The sequence below is a fragment of the Alicyclobacillus sendaiensis NBRC 100866 genome (genome assembly GCF_001552675.1).
In the GTDB taxonomy this organism is placed as follows: Bacteria; Bacillota; Bacilli; order Alicyclobacillales; family Alicyclobacillaceae; genus Alicyclobacillus; species Alicyclobacillus sendaiensis.
The window spans coordinates 1-15828 of the sequence record NZ_BCRQ01000061.1; the positions used below are offsets into that span (position 1 = coordinate 1).

Sequence of the window (15828 nt, forward strand, 5' to 3'; positions counted from 1 at the left end):
GGAGGATGAGCCGTGAAGCGGGGCCCTTACGCGTCGCGGTGGGAGCCCGTGCTTTCCGAGGCGGCGCCGACTCACCTGCGCGCCGCCACGCGCCTGGTGACGTCCGGCGCGGTGCGCTGGAAAGCGTGGGACGGGAACGGGTGGAAAGCGGTGGTCGAGCGGAGCGGCACGCGGCGCGCCTTCGACGTGTGGTTGCCCAAGCTGGCGGATTACGCGCCCCACGCGCGCGATGTGGCGCGCTGGCTCGCGATGCGCCCCGATTGGCTCGCGGCCCATCACGCGGGGGAGTGGGACAAGTCGTTCTTGGACTTTCTGGGCGCGCATCAGGTAGAGGTGGTGCCGACCCGAGAGACGCTGGCTCGGTTGCGGGCGCTGTCCACCTGCACGTGCGAGGAGACGGATCCCTTGTGCCCGCACGTCTTGGCGGTGCTCCTTGTGTTGATTGGGGAGGCGGAGCGAAGCCCGCTTGCGGCCTTTCGAATGGTCGGGATAGATGTGGAGCCGTTGCTCGATCTCGCCCAGGAGGAGACGGCCGCGATCGCAGGTGCAACGGGTGCGTCGAGGCGCGGAGACCTTGGGGAGGCGAGCGGGGCGCTTGGGGCGTGGAATCCCGAAGTGTGGTGCCGAGATGTGGAGGTTCGCCCGCTCGGGAAGATGCGCCCCATCACAAATCTCGGGGTTCGCCCGTGAGGCGGGCCCTTTCTTTTTGGTCCAGATGCGAACATATGTTTGCATTTTGCGCGCGCGAGCCTATAATAGGGCATAGAACATTTGTTCGGTGGTGAAGCGGATGCGGTACAGTCTGTACGGCGAATGCGAAGGGTTGCTGGGCGAAGGCCGTGGCCCGTTTTTGGTCGCGGAAAAGGGCAGCGTCATCGATGCCTCTCGCACCGCTCGGCGGGCGGGAGTGCGGCTGGGAATGCCGGTGCGGGAAGCGCTGGCCCTCGTCCCGGGCTGTCATGTCGGGCCTGCGCCATGTGAATCGCCATCCTGGAGGCATTTGCGCCAAGTGCTGTGGTCGCATACGCCTTGGGTGGAAACGCATCCGGAAAAGCGGTGTTTTTGGGTCGAGCTATCCGGGCCGCGGGTCCCCCTTGCCGAACTCAAGCAGATGGCGCGCGACATTCGCCGGGGATTGACGGAGGAACAGCGCGTGGTGTTCGCGCTGGCCAAGACGCCGTGGCAGGCTCGTATGCTCCTCGCGTGGACCCGACAGGAGCGGGTGCCGGGGGCGCTGTACCGAAAATTGGGGACCGAGCCGCTGGCGTTGGCGCCGGATTTGCTGAACAGAGGCGCTGAAGCCATCTGGATGCACGCGCCCATCGCGGCGTCGTGGTGGATCCCCGACGATGCCAAGGCAGAGCTCTTCTCCCTGGGTGTCTACCGTCTAAAAGATCTGGATGAGATCCCAGAAGATATTTTGCGAGCCCGGTTTGGAGAGCAGGCGCGGTTTTGGCGGATGAAAAGCGTGGAAAAAGCGACACTTCGGGCGGATCGGCCGCCGGAGTCGTGGAGCGCCTCATGGCGCGGAGACGCGGAAGGCGTGCCTCTGGAACAGGCGAAGATGCAGGCGCGCCTGTGCGTGGAAACGCTTTGTGGCCATCTCGTTCGATTTGGACTGGCCGTTCAAACTCTGTCCATCGCCTTGTGGACCGAAACGCGTGAGATTCGCTGGGAAAAGCGCATTGCAAAGCCGACCCCTCGGCCGGATGCGCTGTGGGCCCAGATGGCGTGGCCGGAGGAGGTCCATCAGGCGCATCGGATTTGGGGCGTCGAATTGTGCGCGACCGAGGTGGCGCAGCTTCGCCCCGTGCAGACGGGCCTGTTGGAACCCGGGAATGTGCTCGGCGGGCTTGCGGCGCGCGATTCGGCGAGCCGGCTCGAGCGGTCGAACGCGTGGGATGAGTGGATGGCGAGGTGGCCAAAGTTGCAGCGGGGGATGGCGGCAGATTTTCGCGAACGCCGCCTGGCGCTCTTTCTCGCTGAGATGGCCCGTTGAGCCGCTTGGTGCGCAGGCCCTTGGCCGTCCTCGAATGGAGGGCGGATCTCCCGCTCTCGTTCCGATACGAAGGCCGGAGGCACCAGGTTCGGTGGATTCTCGATGAATGGTGGGAGATGGGCGACTGGTGGAACGCGGGGCGGGATCGGCGGATGGTGCGCGTGTGGACGGAGGACGGCGCGTGCATGGATTTGGAGTGCGAGGAAGGCGTCTGGCGCGTGTATCGCATTTGGGATTGAGGCGGAAAGCGCGATGTTTGTCCATCTTCACTGTCATTCCCCCTATTCGTTTCTCGACGGGGCCTCGAGCATCGAGTCGCTGGTCGCGCAGGCAGCCGCGCAGGGCATGCCTGCGTTGGCCTTGACGGATCGCAATACCATCGCCGGTCAGCCTGAATTTCATCGGCTGGCCGCCGCGTACGGCGTGAAGCCCATTGCGGGCGCGGAACTCATCCTGGAGGACGGCTCGCAGCTTGTGGTCCTGGCGGAACATGCGGCGGGGTTTCGCCATCTATGCGAGCTGCTCACGCGCATGCACGTGGACGCTCGAGATCGCGCGGATCCCAGGCTGCGGGAGGCGGATTTGTTCGAGCGGAGTGAAGGGCTTCTCGTCTTGTCCGGCGGGCTGCGGGGATTCGTCCAGCGCGCCCTGGCGCGGCGCGCGTACGGTGAGGCGCGCCGGTTTGCGGAGCGATACCGGGATGTGTTTGGGGATCGGTTTTACCTCGAGTGGACGTTTGACGGGCTCCCCGGCTGCGCGCGGCGCATGCGAGATTTGCTCGATCTCGCCGAGGCGACCGGCGTGCCCGCCGTCGCGGCGACCGAGGTTCGCGCCGCCAGCCCGGAGGAGGTCGCAGTGCACGATGTGCTCACCTGCATCCGGGTAGGGTGTGATTTGCAAACGCCCCACCCCGAGCGACCGCTGAACCGCCTGGGGTACCTGCACGACGAGGCTGAAGCGAGGCGCAGGTTCGCGCGAGATCCGCGAGCCATGGCGCGGACGGCCGAGATCGCCGAGCGGTGTGCACCCGTGTTTCCCGCGGATGGGGCGCTGTTTCCCGAATACCGAGATGGGTCGGGGCGGGGCGGCGTGGAACTTCTTGAGCAACTCGTGTGGCAGGGGGCGCGGGAGCGATACGGAAGGGTGAGTCTCGAACTTCAAATGCGCTTGGAGCACGAGCTTGCCATCATTCGCGATCTCGGCTACGCCGATTACTTCCTCGTCGTCTGGGACATCGTTCGATACGCCAGATCTCGCGGCATCCGTTGCGCGGGCCGCGGCTCTGCGGCCGACTCCGTGGTCGCGTACTGCCTCTATCTGACGGATGTGGACGCGCTGAACCGCCACCTGCTCTTTGAGCGGTTTCTCTCGCGCGAGCGCGCGGAGCGGCCGGACATCGACATCGACTTCGCGAGTGATCGCCGGGACGAGGTCATCGACTACGTGTACCGGCGCTACGGGCGCGATCGAGTGGCGCGAGTGGCGACGTATCAGACGTTTCGCGCGAGATCCGCCGTGCGCGAGGTGGGGCGCGTGTTCGGGATTCCCGACGAACTTCTGGACAGGCTCGCCAAGCGGATCCCGTGGTCCACGCACGCTGACGAGATCGAAGAGGCGTTGGAGCGGGTGCCCGAACTGCGAGATTTTCAGCCTTATCGGCGCGCGTTTCGTTGGATGCTGGCCATCTCGCGCCAGATTGCGGGATTCCCCCGCCACTTCGGCACGCACACCGGCGGCATCGTCATCAGCGGGGAGCCGCTGATGAAGGTCACCAGCTTGCAGCCATCGGCCTCGGGATGGCTCATCACGCCGTACGACAAGCGGCTTCTGGAGGACGTGGGCCTCGTCAAGCTCGACCTCCTGTCCCTTCGCACTCTGGCGGCTGTGGAAGGGGCGCTCCGCCTCGGAACGGCGCGCGCGGTCGATTACGATCGCATCCCCATGGACGACGAGGCCACGTTTGCCTCCATTCGCCGCGGGGACACCATCGGCGTCTTTCAGTTGGAGAGTCCTGCGCAGCGGGCGCTACAGGTTCGGCTTGGCGCGGAATCCCTCGAGGATCTGGTGGCGAGCGTGGCGCTCATCCGCCCCGGGCCCATTCAGGGCAATATGGTCGATCCGTTCTTGGCTCGCCGGCGCGGGCTGGAGCCCGTGAGCTATCTTCATCCCAAACTGGAACCCATCCTCGGCAAGACCTACGGCGTGGTGTTGTTTCAGGAACAGGTGATTGAGATTGCCACCGCCATCGCGGGGTTTACGCCGGGCGAGGCGGACGAACTCCGCCGCGTGATGAGCCATGCGCGCAGCCGCGCCGAAATGGAGCAAATCGGCGAGCGATTCGTTCAGAAGGCCGTGCGCCAGGGCGTGCCGCTCGAGACCGCGCAGACGCTCTTTTCCTACGTCCGCGGCTACGCGAGTTACGGATTTTGCGAGGCGCACGCGGCGGCATTTGCCACCACGGCCTACAAGACGGCGTACCTCATCGAACATCATCCGGCGAGTTTCTTCGCGGCGGTGTTGAATCAATTGCCCATGGGGTATTATCCGGCGCACGTAATCTGCGCAGAAGCTCGGCGGCGCGGCGTTCGGATTTTGCCGGTCGACATTCAGGAGAGCGACTGGGACGCGGACGTTCCCGAGCCAGGCGCCATTCGCCTCGGATTTCGGCTCATCCGCTCCTTCTCGGAGCGCGTGGCGCGCGCCCTCGTGGAAGAACGGCAGACCTTTGGGCCTTTCCGAAGCCTTGCGGATGCGGTGATGCGCCTGCCCCAGGCAGACGCGCTTCACTTCGAGCGCCTGATCCGCGCGGGCGCGTTCGACCAGGTCGAATCCCGGGATCGCCGAGAGCTCCTGTGGCAGCTTCCGAGGTTGCTTGCGCTTCGCAAGGAGCGAAATCTGGCGCTCTTTGACAACCCGGCCGCGCCGGACCCGGCGGAGGGAGCGGTGGGTCTCTCAAAAAGCGTGCCGCCCATGAGCTTGGCCGAGCGAATCGCCGACGAGTATTCGGTGCTTGGCATCGGCGTGAGCGGACACTGGCTGTCGCTGTATCGAGAGGCCCTTCGAAGTGAGGGGTATTGCACGCTGGCCGAGGCGGGAGAGAAGCCGGAGGGCGCGCGGGTCATGGTGGCTGGGCTTTCGATCCGTCCGCACCGGCCTCCGACGAAAAGCGGCAAGACGGTCGTGTTCTTCACGTTGGAGGACGAGACGGGGATTGCGGATGCCGTGATGTTTGAGACCGTCTATCGCCGTGAAGGGGCCGTGCTGTTCACGCCGTTCGGGAGATTGATTGGCCTGTCGGGCGTGATGGAGCGGCGCGGGGGACTCAAGGGGCAGATCCGCGTCGAGCACATCTGGACGCTCGCATCCGGTTGAAAAGCGGTGGAGGACTCGGGCTTACGATCTTGAAACTGATACCATTGAAAACAGGAAGCGGAGGGCGCGCGGCGAATGGAACCCGTGAATTCTCCAACGCGAGGTGAACCTCTTGCTTCCACGCGCTCGCTTTGCCGCACATGGCTCCATTCGCCGATGGTTCTGCCGCCTCCCGTGTCGATGGCGCACGTTTGCGCTCGCATCCCTCATCGCCGCGGCTGTTGCGGGATGTGGACTTTGGCCCAACCCGACCGGGCAGGGCGAGAGAACGCCGGCCCCTGTGACGCTCGCGGATGGGCGGGAGCTTCTCTGGAGCGGCGACATCAAACGGCAGGCTCTTTCGATGATCCGTGCAGCCCGCCATCGGCTGTACGTGGACATCTACGAGTGTTCGGATGCGGATGTGCTGCGCGCGCTGCTCGCGGCGAGCCGCCGCGGCGTCGAGGTGCGCGTGGTGCTTGACGCCACCGAGAGGCACTCGATGGGCGTTGCGCTGCCCGCGCTCGAGAAAGCCGGCATGGACGTCACACCGATTCGCATCAAGCAGGGGATCGATCACGTCAAGATGATCATCGCCGACCGCGACGTCCTGATCGGCGGGATGAATTTCGGCGCCGACAGCTGGGCCAATCACGACGCTTCGGTCTTCTTGCCCGGCCTCGCCAGCACTTTTCTCCCAATGTTTCTGTGGGACGCGGCGCGAGCTCACGGCGAGGCGGCCGAAGCGCCGCAGGACCGCGCGCCACTCGTCTCGGATCGGGACATCGGCCCTTTGGTGCTCCGCGCGATTCGAAGCGCGACGCGCGAGATCGACATGGAGGCCTTCAATCTGACGGATGACGACGTGGTGAACGCGCTACGGTGGGCCGTCGAACGAGGCGTGTCGGTGAACATCCTGGTGGATCCGTCTCAGTCTCGCAACCGCACCGCCGTGCAGGCGTTGCGGCAAGCGGGCGCTTTGGTACGATATTACCGTCCCTACGGGGGCGAATTGCTGCACGCCAAGATTTTGGACGTCGATCACGGCGCCCTCTTCCTCATCGGGAGCGCCAACTTCACGCATCAGGCGTTCACGTACAATCACGAGGCGGACGTGGAGTTCGTGCGCGTCCCGGCATTCGCCGAGGCTTTCGAATCGGATCTGCATCATCAGATCGCGCGCGGGAGCTCCTATCCCATTCACGAAAAGGTGGCATCATGGGACGAGTCCTGAAGATCTGGTCGCTCATCGAGCGCGCCGATTGGCGCATCCTGCGCTGGTGCGAAGGGCACTGGGGGCGCTCGCCTGCTTTCGACGCGGCCATGATGGCCGCGGCCCTTTACACACCTTTCGCGATGCTTGCGCTCATCGCCATCGCCGCATCGGGTTGGGCGGAGCCAGCCCGTTCTTCCGCGCCGGTTTGGGCTGCCGCCGCGAGCGTGGGCGCGGCCGTGATCGTCCGCGCGGCACACGAACCCATCAGCCGTGCGGCGCGACGGCCACGTCCCTTTGAAGTGGAACCCATGCAAGCGCTCGTTGCCCACGAGCCGGGCGACTCGTTTCCAAGCAACCACGCGGCGGGCGGCTTTGCCCTGGCGGTCGGCGGGTGGCATCTCGGCGACGTCGCCTATGTTCTGCTCGCGCTTGCCATTTGGTTGGCGGTGGCGCGCATCTACTGTGGGTTGCACTATCCGAGCGACGTGTTGGCTGGCGCAGCGAGCGGAGCAGTGGTGGGGTACGCGTGCAGTTCCCTCCAATGGGCTTATCGCGAATCGTTGCCGCACGCGATGGCGGGCTTGGCTTCGAAAGGACTATGAGGAATAAAATTCCTTCTGTGTTGCAGACTAACCCTTGAACATCGAAGGGTGGAGGGAGTCTGGTATGCGGATGAACCGACCCGCTCGCGCTGTGACCGTGGCCCTCGCATCGCTCGCGGCGACCGTCCTCCTCCAGGCCATGTGCTCCGTCGCGTCAGCCCGCCCGATCCAGGTGACGCTGCGGGATGGCGGCATCGAGCCGCGCGAAATCGACGTCACGCAGGGGATCACGGTCGACATTGTCGTGCGCAACGCCGGCACGCAAATCCACAACTTCGTCGTGCCCGACTTTTACGTTTTTACTCAGAACTTGCAGCCGGGAGAAACGGTCAGGGTTTCGTTCGTGCCGGATAAGACGGGAAAGTTCCGCTACTATTCGGATCGAGACGGGATTCCTGAGGCCGGGATGCAGGGGACGATGAAAGTGGCGTCGCAGTCTGGGACGGAGAGCTGACGTGACGCCGGGCCAAATCGGCGCTACAATAGGCGGGAAGGGGGCGAGAGCATGGAGATGAAAGTGGTGGGTAAGTGGCTCGGGCAGCGCCATTTCCAGGCTGACGGGCCATCCGGCAACACCATTTACATGGATGCCAAAAAGGAAGATGGAGGAACGGGACAAGGCAACCGCCCCATGGAACTCCTGCTGATGGGCGTCGTCGGGTGCACCGGCATTGACATCGCGATGATCATGGAAAAGATGCGGGTTCCTCTGCAGGGCCTCGAGATTGAAGCCGTGGGCGAGCGGCGCGAGGCGTACCCGCAGGCCTTCACGCGCATCCATCTGACGTACCACATGACGGGCGACGTCCCTCCGGCCAAGGCTTGGCGAGCCATTCGCCTCAGTGAACAGAAGTACTGCTCGGCGATAGGCTCCTTAAAGGCCGAGGTGATCCCGCACCTCGTGCTCAACGGCCAGGAGGTGCCGCCGCTCGACGTGGTGGTGGACGGCCAGCCAGATTAACCTGGCGGCCATCCGAGCTGTCGCCCGCCTAACAGGTGGTAGTGCAGGTGGGGGACCGTCTGTTGGCCGTGACGGCCGATGTTGGCAACAAGGCGATATCCGTCCTGCGCGACCCCTGCGTCCTCGGCGATCATCGGAATGACGCTGTGGAGATAGCCCAGTGTCTCTCGGTCTTCCGGTTTCACTGCCTGCGCCGACTCGATATGGCGCTTCGGAATGACGAGGATGTGCACAGGGGCCTGCGGGCGAATGTCGTGAAAGGCGAGGACGTGATCGTCCTCATACACTTTGTTGGCGGGGATCTCGCCGGCTACCAATTGACAAAAGAGGCATGAGCTCACATCGTTCCCTCCTCGTTGGGCCTCATGACGATTATACAATGGAGCGCGAACGCGTGCTCAAGGGACCCATCGCGCGAAACGAGTGGGCTGGAACGAAAGGGCTGCGAGCCGGCCTCCCTTGCCACGCGTACGAGAAAAGAGGGATGCCAGATGGCAGTGATCGGGTACTTCAACGGACGGTTCGTCGATCCGGCCGAGGCGTGCGTGCCGCTCGACGAGCGCGGCCACCAATTCGGCGATGGCGTGTACGAGGTCATTCGGGCTTACGGTGGGCGGCCGTTTTTGCTCGACTGGCACGTGGAACGGCTGTTTCAGAGCATGGACGCGCTTCGCATCCGGCCGCCGTTTGACCCGGCCGGGTGCAAGGACTTGATTGTTTCGCTCCTCGAGCGAAGCGGGGAAGCCGAGGCGGCCATCTACCTGCAGGTAACCCGAGGGTCGGCCGTGCGCAACCACCTGTTTCCCGAACCTTCGGTCGAAGCGAATGTTTCCGCGACGGTTCGGCCCGTGAAACCCGGCGCCTCCGAGGCAAAGCCCGGCCGACTGCTTCTGCTCCCGGACGAGCGGTGGTTGAACCCGTGGATCAAGTCGCTCAATCTCTTGCCCAATGTGATCGCTAAGCAAACGGCGCATGACGCCGGCGCGGACGAAGCGCTCCTCGTGCGGGACGGCTGCATGATCGAAGCGGCGAGCTCTAATGTGTGGTTCGCCGTGAACGGCGAGCTCGTCACGGCGCCCGCAGACCGGTATATTCTGGCTGGCATCACGCGCCGGTTCGTGCTCGAGTTGGCGCGCGATCTCGGCATTCCGGTCCGCGAAGAGAAGCTTCCGCGCGAGCGCCTGCCCGAGGCGGACGCCATCTTCCTGACCGGGACGATGAGCGAGGTGTACCCCATCGCGTCCGTGGTGGAACACCCGGACATTCCATGCACGTCCCTGTCGGCCGAACGCCCTCCGGCCCGACACGTGGCGCCGGAACAAGTTCGCGAGGTGTGGACGGCGCGCGACCTTGCGCTTGTCGAGAGGCTTCGGGCCGCGTTTGTCGAACGGGTGCGCGAATGGACAGGCGCCATCGCGTGATTCGGCGCCGCGAAGGAGCGTGGAAGGTTGCAGCGAAAGACGCTGTCTCTGCCCAAACTCGAGCGGCTCACGCCAACGCTCGAGTCGACGATGCTCAAGATCACCGAAGAAGTGGGAGAATTGGCGCAAGCCATCGGCAAGTTCCGCGGCCTTTCCGGTGAAGAGACGCGCATGCCAGACGAGGACGTCGTCCGCGCCATTGTGACCGAACTCCTCGATGTCGCGCAGACCGCGACGTCGATGATGTTTGTCATCGAAGACCTGTACGGCATCGACATCGAGCGAGAGGTCGAGCGCCACATCGAGAAGCTCCGCCGCAAGGGCTACCTGTGAGCCGGCCCTGCGGCGGGGCGCGCGCTTACGCGCGCTCGAGCAGCAAGTCTATCTCTTCTTTGTATTTGCCCTCCGGCGTCTCGAGGATCTGCGGGATGCCCTTGAGCGCCGGGTGGTGCACGATGCGCTTGAGTGCCTCGAGGCCAAGGGTTCCCTCGCCCACGTTGGCGTGTCGGTCTTTGCGCGAGCCGAACGGATGCTTGGAGTCGTTGATGTGGACCACCTTCAGGCGATCCAGCCCGAGGACGCGATCGAACTCGGCCAGGAAGCCGTCGAAGTCGTTGACGACGTCGTAACCGTAGCTGTAGTTGTGACACGTGTCGATACACACGCCGAGCCGCTCTTCGTGCTTCACGCGGCTGATGATGTCGGCGATTTCCTCGAGGCTGTTGCCGACTTTCGATCCGTCCCCCGCCATGGTCTCGAGACACAGCCAAAGCGACTCGTCTCCCGTGAGGATCTCGTTCAGCGCGTCGGCAATTTGCTGGATGGCGAATGATGCCCCCTCGCCGACGTGAGACCCGGGGTGCATGACGATGTAGCGGAAGCCGAGATACTCGACTCGCTCGATTTCCTCGCGCAACACATCCATGCCGTATTGCCGCGTTTGCGGCTTCGGGCTCGCCAGGTTGACGAGATACGACAGATGCACGACGGGATCGTGAATGCCGTGTTCCTCCATCAAACGAAGGCCCTCGTCGCGGTGGAACGTCTCGATGGGACGCGCCTTGCCGCCCCGATTGCTGCGGGTGTAAATCATAAACGTGTTGGCGCCATACGAGATGGTCTCCTCCACGGCCGCCAGGAGCCCCGTCCCCGCGACGGAGACGTTCGCGCCGAGCAGGATGCCCTCGTAACGAGCTTCTTCGCCCAATACCATCACCCCGTCCTATCCTCTCGACCTATCGTAACACACGGCCCTGTGGCTTTCACGAACGCCTCCGTACATACCTTGCCCCGGATGCGACATACTAGGCTGGCAGCGAGGAGGATGGCCATGCACGCAAAGCCGTTTCGCTTGCCGGCCTTGGCCTGGTGGCTTCTCATCGTCGGCGCGCTGTTTCAACTTTCCATCAGTCTGTCCAACACGTTCGTCAGCATTTTTCTCTTCAAAGTCGACCGGTCCTTCTCGGCCATCGCCTGGTACCATCTGCTCATCTTCGCCACGCTCCCCGTGACCTTTGTCCTGGCGGCAGCCGTCGCGCGGCGCACGTCGACAGCTTTGTCCCTGCGCATTGGCATCGGGCTCTACGCCCTCTTTTTCGCCGTCGCGCTCATGGTGGGCGAGGAAGCGGCGCACATGCCGGAACTTCTCGGCGCGCTCACCGGGCTGGCGGAGGGCTTCTACTGGCTTGCGTTTGACGTGCTGAGCATCGAATACACGGACCGAGAGGGGCACGAGCCGTTCTTTGGCCTCTTCGGCGTGTTCACCTCTGTCGCAAACGTCATCGCGCCTCCTGTCGCGGGCGCGCTCATCAGCCGGGAGGACGCCTACTTCGGGGGCTTGACGGGCTACCACGTCGTCTTCGGCATCTCGTTTGCCCTGTTTGTCGTCGCCACGCTCGTGAGCTTGCGCCTGAAGAGTGCGCGCCTGAGCGCGCTGCGACTCCGACGCGGATTTCGGGCCCTCGCGAAGGAGCCCTGGCGGCGGGTCGTCCTCGGTTCGGCCGCCTACGGCGTGCGGGAAGGCGTCTTCATGTTCCTGATCGGCCTGTTGTTTTACGTCGTCACGGGAAGCGAAATGAAATTGGGCGAGTTCCTCCTGCTGCAGGGCGCCCTCTCGTTTCTGGCGTTTTATGCGGCCGGGCGCTGGTCAGGGCGCTTTCGCTGGCGACTGTTCCTCGTGGGGGCGCTCGGCATCCTCGGCGCCAGCGTCGCGTTTCTTTGGCCCATCACCACAGGGGCGCTCATCGTCTATGGCGTTCTGGCTTCGGCTGCGTTTCCGCTGTTTCTGGTGCCGCTTCAGGGCTACGTGTTTGACGCCATGCACACCCTCGCGGACGACGACGTGCCGTCCATCACGCACATCGTCGTCAGGGAGTGGCTGGAGAACGCCGGGCGCATCGTAGGCGTGCTCGCGTATTTCGCCGTGGCATCCTGGGAGACAACGCGCCACGTGGGAGGGTTCGGCTGGCTCGCGTTCGCCCTAGGTTTCATGCCGCTCGTGGCGGTGGGGCTCGTCCGCCCGCTGGAGACGCGCATTTTCGGGCCGCGATCGCGCCATCAGCGCTTTCGGCTCGGCGACAACGAGGAGAGCCACACCTCGGCGAAGCGGCGAGCGCGGCCGACGCCCTGACGCATCGCGCCTCTTCATCTGCCAATGGTCGCCAGCGCGTCGGAAGCGATTATAATGGGGTTATGGAGTGCGAAGGAGTGATCGCGTGGAATCCTTTCAAACCCTGGACGCGGGCCGGTGCCAGGTGCACGCGCTGCCGCACCCTGCGTTTCGGACGAAGGAACTATCGCTCAGGTTTCATCTGCGCATGGCGCGCGAGCACGTCACCGAGGTCGCCATGCTCCCCGCGGTGTGGATGAACGGCACGCGAAGCCTGCCCACCTATCGCCAGATTGCGCTCGCGACCGATCATCTCTACGGGACCTACCTCCGCGCGTCCGTCAGCAAACGCGGCGGTTCTCACATCTTGGAGGTGGGGGCGAGCGTGCCCGATGTGCCGGGCGAGGACGAGGCGGCGCTCGTCGAGCGGGCGCTCGATCTCGTCCTCTCCCTCGCGTTCGATCACGCGCTCGGCGCGGGCGGCTTTGCGGAGGCCGCTGTCGAGCGCGAGAAAGCCTTGCACGTCAGGCGGATCCGCGCGGTCCGGGATGCCAAAGCGGCGTACGCGCTGCAGCGTTGCCATGAGATCGCCTGCCGTGGCACGCCGGCGGCGCTGCCGCGGCTCGGTTTTGAAGAAGATGTGCAGGCCATTTTGCCGGATCGGCTGTACGAGGTGCATCGAGAGGTGCTGGCGCAGGCCGAGGTGCACGCGTACATGGTCGGCCAGTTCCGCGACATGGCCGGGTTGGCCGAGCGCGTGGCGGATCGGCTGGCGGACGCGCTGCCGAGGGACCGGGCGAGGCGCGAGGACGCGGTCGCGAGCGACGTCGTGCAGCCTGCCACCGTGCGCGACTTCGAACAAGTGACGGAGGCCGAGGAGGCGCAGCAGACGCAGTTCGATCTCGCCTTTGCCTCCGGGGTGGGGTTCGGCGACGAGGCGTATCCTGCGCTCGTGATGATGAACGGCGTGCTCGGTGGATTTGCGCATTCCAAGCTGTTCATGAGCATCCGCGAACGCAGGTCGCTCGCCTACAGCGTGTGGTCTTTCGTCGACGCGGCGACGGGCCTGGTCACGGTGTACGCGGGCATTTCGGCCGACAAGCGAGACGAGGTCCGTCAAATCGCGGAAGCAGAGCTCGAGGCGCTTCGGCGCGGGGAAATGGACGTGAGTGAATGGCAGGAGACGCGTGCCTCGCTCTGCAATCAGTACCAGCAGATGCTGGATCAACCGGCCATGCTCATCGCCTGGCATCATCACGGCGTCGTGGCTGGCCGCGTGCGCACCCTCCAAGAGATGATAGCGGCGCTTGAACGGGTGCGCCCCGAGGAAGCGGCGGAAGTGGCACGGTCTCTCCGCCCCGTGTGCCTGTATGTCCTCGAGGGAAGGGGGAGCCGCGCATGAGCGACCATCGGCACGTGGCCCTTGAGCTGCCTTTTGACACGCGCACGTGGACACTCGAAAACGGGCTCGTGGTCACCCTGATGCCCCGCCCGGCGCTTCACCAGACGTACGGCATGTTCGCGACGCGATACGGTTCGGTCGATCGCGCCTTTCGCACCGATGGCCAGCTGCACGAGATGCCGGACGGCATTGCCCACTTTTTGGAGCACAAGATGTTCGAAGATCCCGAGATGGACGTGTTTGCGCGCTTTGCGGCCCACGGGGCGTCGGTCGACGCCTACACGACCTTCGACCACACGGCCTACTACTTCTCCGGCACAGGGGAAATCGCCAGGCACGTCCGAACGCTGCTCGATTTCGTCCAGTCCATCCACCTGACGGACGAAAACGTGGAGAAGGAAAAGGGCATCATCGCGCAGGAGATCCACATGGTGAACGATCAGCCGGATCGCAAGGTCTACATGGAGCTTCTCAAGTCCATGTATCACGAGCATCCTGTGCGCATCGACATCGCAGGCACCGTCGATTCGGTCCGCGCCATCACCAAGGAGCAGCTTCTCCTTTGCTACAACACCTTTTACCACCCGTCGAACATGGTCCTCGTCCTCGCCGGCGGGTTTGACGCAGACGAGATCGCCCACGTCATCGAGGAGAATCAGGCGCGGAAATCCTTCGGGAAACCGCCTGCCATCGAGCGGCTGTACCCCGACGAGCCGCCGACGCCCGCGCGATCCCGCCACTGGCTTCCATTTCCGGTGCGCGAACCTCGCCTTCTCGTGGGCTGGAAGGAGGCGAACGGGGCCTCGGGGTCGAATTTGATCGAACAGGACACGGTGATGACGATGCTGCTCGACGCGCTGTTTGGCCCGACGTCGGCGTTCTACCAAGATCTGCTCGACGAAGGGCTCATCGACAAGGGCTTTTCGGCAGGCTACGAGCTGACCAACACGTTCGGGTATACCGTGGTGGGTGGCAAAACCCCACATCCAGACGTGTTGGCCGAGCGGATCCAGGCCCATGTCGCGCGGGTGCGCGAAGGCGGAATCGACGAGGAGGCGTTTGAACGCGCGCGCAAAAAGACCCTCGGCCGGGTGCTGATGAGTTTCGATCAGAACGCCTACCTCGTCCGCAGCTGGGTGACGTATTTCCTCCGGGGCCAAGGCGCGTTCGCGTGGGCTCAGGTGATTGCCGTGCTCCAATCCATGACGCTCGAACGCGCCAACGCACGCTTACAGGAACATCTGCGCGAGGACAACATGGTGGTGAGCGCGGTCGTGCCGTCCTGAGCGGCGAAGAGGATGAGGCGTGTGTCCTTGTGGCGTAGAAGGAGTCGGACCTTGATGTTCGTATTGGCCATCGTCGTGGTTGTGGCCGCGCTGGCCTTGGTGTTGTACGCGCTGTATCGCCGCATGACCCAAGACTGGCCGCGGCCCAAGAGGCGAAAGCCGGAGCACTGCCCCAAGCCAGAGACGTGGGGCGAGGAGGGGCTTTACCTGTCCTGGCTGGGGCACTCGACGCTGCTGATGCAGTTGGATGGCGTCCGCATCCTGACGGATCCGGTCCTGTTTCCCCGCGTCGGGGTGCGGGTGTTCGGCTGGACCTTCGGCCCGAGGCGCCACGTCGAGTGCCCCATCTCGCCTGACGCGTGCGGGCCCGTCGATCTCGTCCTGCTGTCGCATGCGCATATGGACCACCTCGATCACGCGAGCCTTCGGCGCGTGGTGACCCGGGAGACCGTGGTCGTGACGCCGCGAGGCACGGGCTACCTCGCCCGGTGGCACCGTCCGAAGGCGGTGTACGAGATGGGGCCGGGCGAGTCCATCCGACTGGAGGACGGGACGGAGGTCGCGGGCATCGAGGTCCGGCACTGGGGCAGCAGGTACCCGTGGAACCGAAACATGGGCTACCAGGGCTATGTCGTCAGGCGGGGGCCTTGGTCGGTGTTTTTTGCTGGCGACACGGCGGCGACAGATCTCAGCGCGGTCAGGCCGTTCGAGCCGCAGATTGCATGCATGCCCATCGGTGCGTATGCGCCTGCGCCGTTTGAGAACGCGCACTGCACGCCCGAACAGGCTTGGGAGATGTTTCTTGAGACGGGCGCTCAGGTCTTTGTTCCCATTCACTATGACACGTTTGTGCTGTCGCGCGAGCCGGTGGACGAGCCGCTTCAGCGCCTCCTCGCCGTGGCCGACGGCGACAGGGTTTGGCCCATGAAGCACGGAGAGGTGTATTACGTGAAGTCACCGAAATCTATCGACAAATCGAAGG

At 64.4% G+C, this 15828-nt stretch carries 16 protein-coding genes; 14 read left to right on the forward strand and 2 right to left on the reverse strand.

Annotated features, from left to right (window positions below):
• Positions 1–12: 12 nt before the first annotated feature.
• The 8 genes from AS26_RS11280 to AS26_RS11315 all read left to right on the forward strand — a co-directional run bounded on the left by AS26_RS11280 (position 13) and on the right by AS26_RS11315 (position 8129).
• Complete coding sequence (locus AS26_RS11280; protein ID WP_062309573.1) at positions 13–690, forward strand: hypothetical protein; 678 nt, start codon at positions 13–15, stop codon at positions 688–690.
• A 100-nt stretch (positions 691–790) separates the two neighbouring features.
• Positions 791–1999 carry a Y-family DNA polymerase gene (locus AS26_RS11285; RefSeq protein ID WP_062309575.1) on the forward strand — a complete coding sequence of 403 codons (1209 nt, stop codon included), beginning with the start codon at positions 791–793 and terminating at the stop codon, positions 1997–1999.
• Complete coding sequence (locus AS26_RS11290; RefSeq protein ID WP_062309578.1) at positions 1996–2238, forward strand: DUF6504 family protein; 243 nt, start codon at positions 1996–1998, stop codon at positions 2236–2238. The genes AS26_RS11285 and AS26_RS11290 overlap by 4 nt, the downstream gene beginning before the upstream one ends.
• Before the next feature lie 13 nt (positions 2239–2251).
• On the forward strand, positions 2252–5371 hold the full coding sequence (locus AS26_RS11295) for a DNA polymerase III subunit alpha (RefSeq protein ID WP_062309581.1): 3120 nt from the start codon (positions 2252–2254) through the stop codon (positions 5369–5371).
• 112 nt (positions 5372–5483) lie between these two features.
• Positions 5484–6584, forward strand: a complete 1101-nt coding sequence (locus tag AS26_RS11300; RefSeq protein WP_062309583.1) for a phospholipase D-like domain-containing protein — start codon at positions 5484–5486, stop codon at positions 6582–6584.
• A complete protein-coding gene (locus tag AS26_RS11305; RefSeq protein ID WP_062309585.1) occupies positions 6569–7168 on the forward strand; it encodes a phosphatase PAP2 family protein in 600 nt (199 codons plus the stop codon). The genes AS26_RS11300 and AS26_RS11305 overlap by 16 nt, the downstream gene beginning before the upstream one ends.
• A 64-nt stretch (positions 7169–7232) precedes the next feature.
• Positions 7233–7622 carry a cupredoxin domain-containing protein gene (locus AS26_RS11310; protein WP_062309588.1) on the forward strand — a complete coding sequence of 130 codons (390 nt, stop codon included), beginning with the start codon at positions 7233–7235 and terminating at the stop codon, positions 7620–7622.
• A 51-nt stretch (positions 7623–7673) separates the two neighbouring features.
• Positions 7674–8129, forward strand: coding sequence for an OsmC family protein (locus tag AS26_RS11315; protein ID WP_012810396.1), 456 nt, complete (start codon positions 7674–7676; stop codon positions 8127–8129).
• Here the strand turns inward: AS26_RS11315 and AS26_RS11320 are convergent.
• Positions 8126–8470: a histidine triad nucleotide-binding protein gene (locus tag AS26_RS11320; RefSeq protein ID WP_062309590.1), complete on the reverse strand. Its 345-nt coding sequence runs from the start codon at positions 8468–8470 to the stop codon at positions 8126–8128. The genes AS26_RS11315 and AS26_RS11320 overlap by 4 nt on opposite strands.
• A 150-nt stretch (positions 8471–8620) precedes the next feature.
• Between AS26_RS11320 and AS26_RS11325 the strand changes: the two genes are divergently transcribed.
• Positions 8621–9550: an aminotransferase class IV gene (locus AS26_RS11325; protein WP_062309592.1), complete on the forward strand. Its 930-nt coding sequence runs from the start codon at positions 8621–8623 to the stop codon at positions 9548–9550.
• Between the two features lie 27 nt (positions 9551–9577).
• Entirely contained in the window at positions 9578–9883 is a 306-nt protein-coding gene (locus tag AS26_RS11330) for a MazG-like family protein (protein WP_062309594.1), read from the forward strand.
• A gap of 25 nt (positions 9884–9908) precedes the next feature.
• Here AS26_RS11330 and AS26_RS11335 read toward each other — a convergent pair whose 3' ends face one another.
• On the reverse strand, positions 9909–10757 hold the full coding sequence (locus AS26_RS11335; protein ID WP_083516078.1) for a deoxyribonuclease IV: 849 nt from the start codon (positions 10755–10757) through the stop codon (positions 9909–9911).
• A 123-nt stretch (positions 10758–10880) separates the two neighbouring features.
• Between AS26_RS11335 and AS26_RS11340 the strand changes: the two genes are divergently transcribed.
• The 4 genes from AS26_RS11340 to AS26_RS11355 form a co-directional block, all read left to right on the forward strand.
• A complete protein-coding gene (locus AS26_RS11340) occupies positions 10881–12179 on the forward strand; it encodes an MFS transporter (RefSeq protein ID WP_062309596.1) in 1299 nt (432 codons plus the stop codon).
• Between the two features lie 85 nt (positions 12180–12264).
• The gene (gene yfmF, locus AS26_RS11345) at positions 12265–13560 is read left to right on the forward strand and encodes an EF-P 5-aminopentanol modification-associated protein YfmF (protein ID WP_062309598.1); all 1296 of its coding nucleotides are present in this window, start codon (positions 12265–12267) and stop codon (positions 13558–13560) included.
• Positions 13557–14846, forward strand: a complete 1290-nt coding sequence (gene yfmH / locus AS26_RS11350; RefSeq protein ID WP_062309600.1) for an EF-P 5-aminopentanol modification-associated protein YfmH — start codon at positions 13557–13559, stop codon at positions 14844–14846. Before yfmF ends, yfmH begins: the two co-directional genes overlap by 4 nt.
• A gap of 54 nt (positions 14847–14900) precedes the next feature.
• Positions 14901–15828, forward strand: a 928-nt coding sequence (locus AS26_RS11355) for an MBL fold metallo-hydrolase (protein WP_062309602.1), incomplete at its 3' end; no start/stop codon positions are given.

What these genes read in the sequence shown, in the direction of transcription:
- AS26_RS11285 (WP_062309575.1), top strand. Translation starts at nt 791, where the DNA reads ATGCGGTACAGTCTGTACGGCGAATGCGAAGGGTTGCTGGGCGAAGGC.
- AS26_RS11295 (WP_062309581.1), top strand. Translation starts at nt 2,252, where the DNA reads ATGTTTGTCCATCTTCACTGTCATTCCCCCTATTCGTTTCTCGACGGG.
- AS26_RS11305 (WP_062309585.1), top strand. Translation starts at nt 6,569, where the DNA reads ATGGGACGAGTCCTGAAGATCTGGTCGCTCATCGAGCGCGCCGATTGG.
- AS26_RS11310 (WP_062309588.1), top strand. Translation starts at nt 7,233, where the DNA reads ATGCGGATGAACCGACCCGCTCGCGCTGTGACCGTGGCCCTCGCATCG.
- AS26_RS11315 (WP_012810396.1), top strand. Translation starts at nt 7,674, where the DNA reads ATGGAGATGAAAGTGGTGGGTAAGTGGCTCGGGCAGCGCCATTTCCAG.
- AS26_RS11325 (WP_062309592.1), top strand. Translation starts at nt 8,621, where the DNA reads ATGGCAGTGATCGGGTACTTCAACGGACGGTTCGTCGATCCGGCCGAG.
- AS26_RS11340 (WP_062309596.1), top strand. Translation starts at nt 10,881, where the DNA reads ATGCACGCAAAGCCGTTTCGCTTGCCGGCCTTGGCCTGGTGGCTTCTC.
- yfmH (WP_062309600.1), top strand. Translation starts at nt 13,557, where the DNA reads ATGAGCGACCATCGGCACGTGGCCCTTGAGCTGCCTTTTGACACGCGC.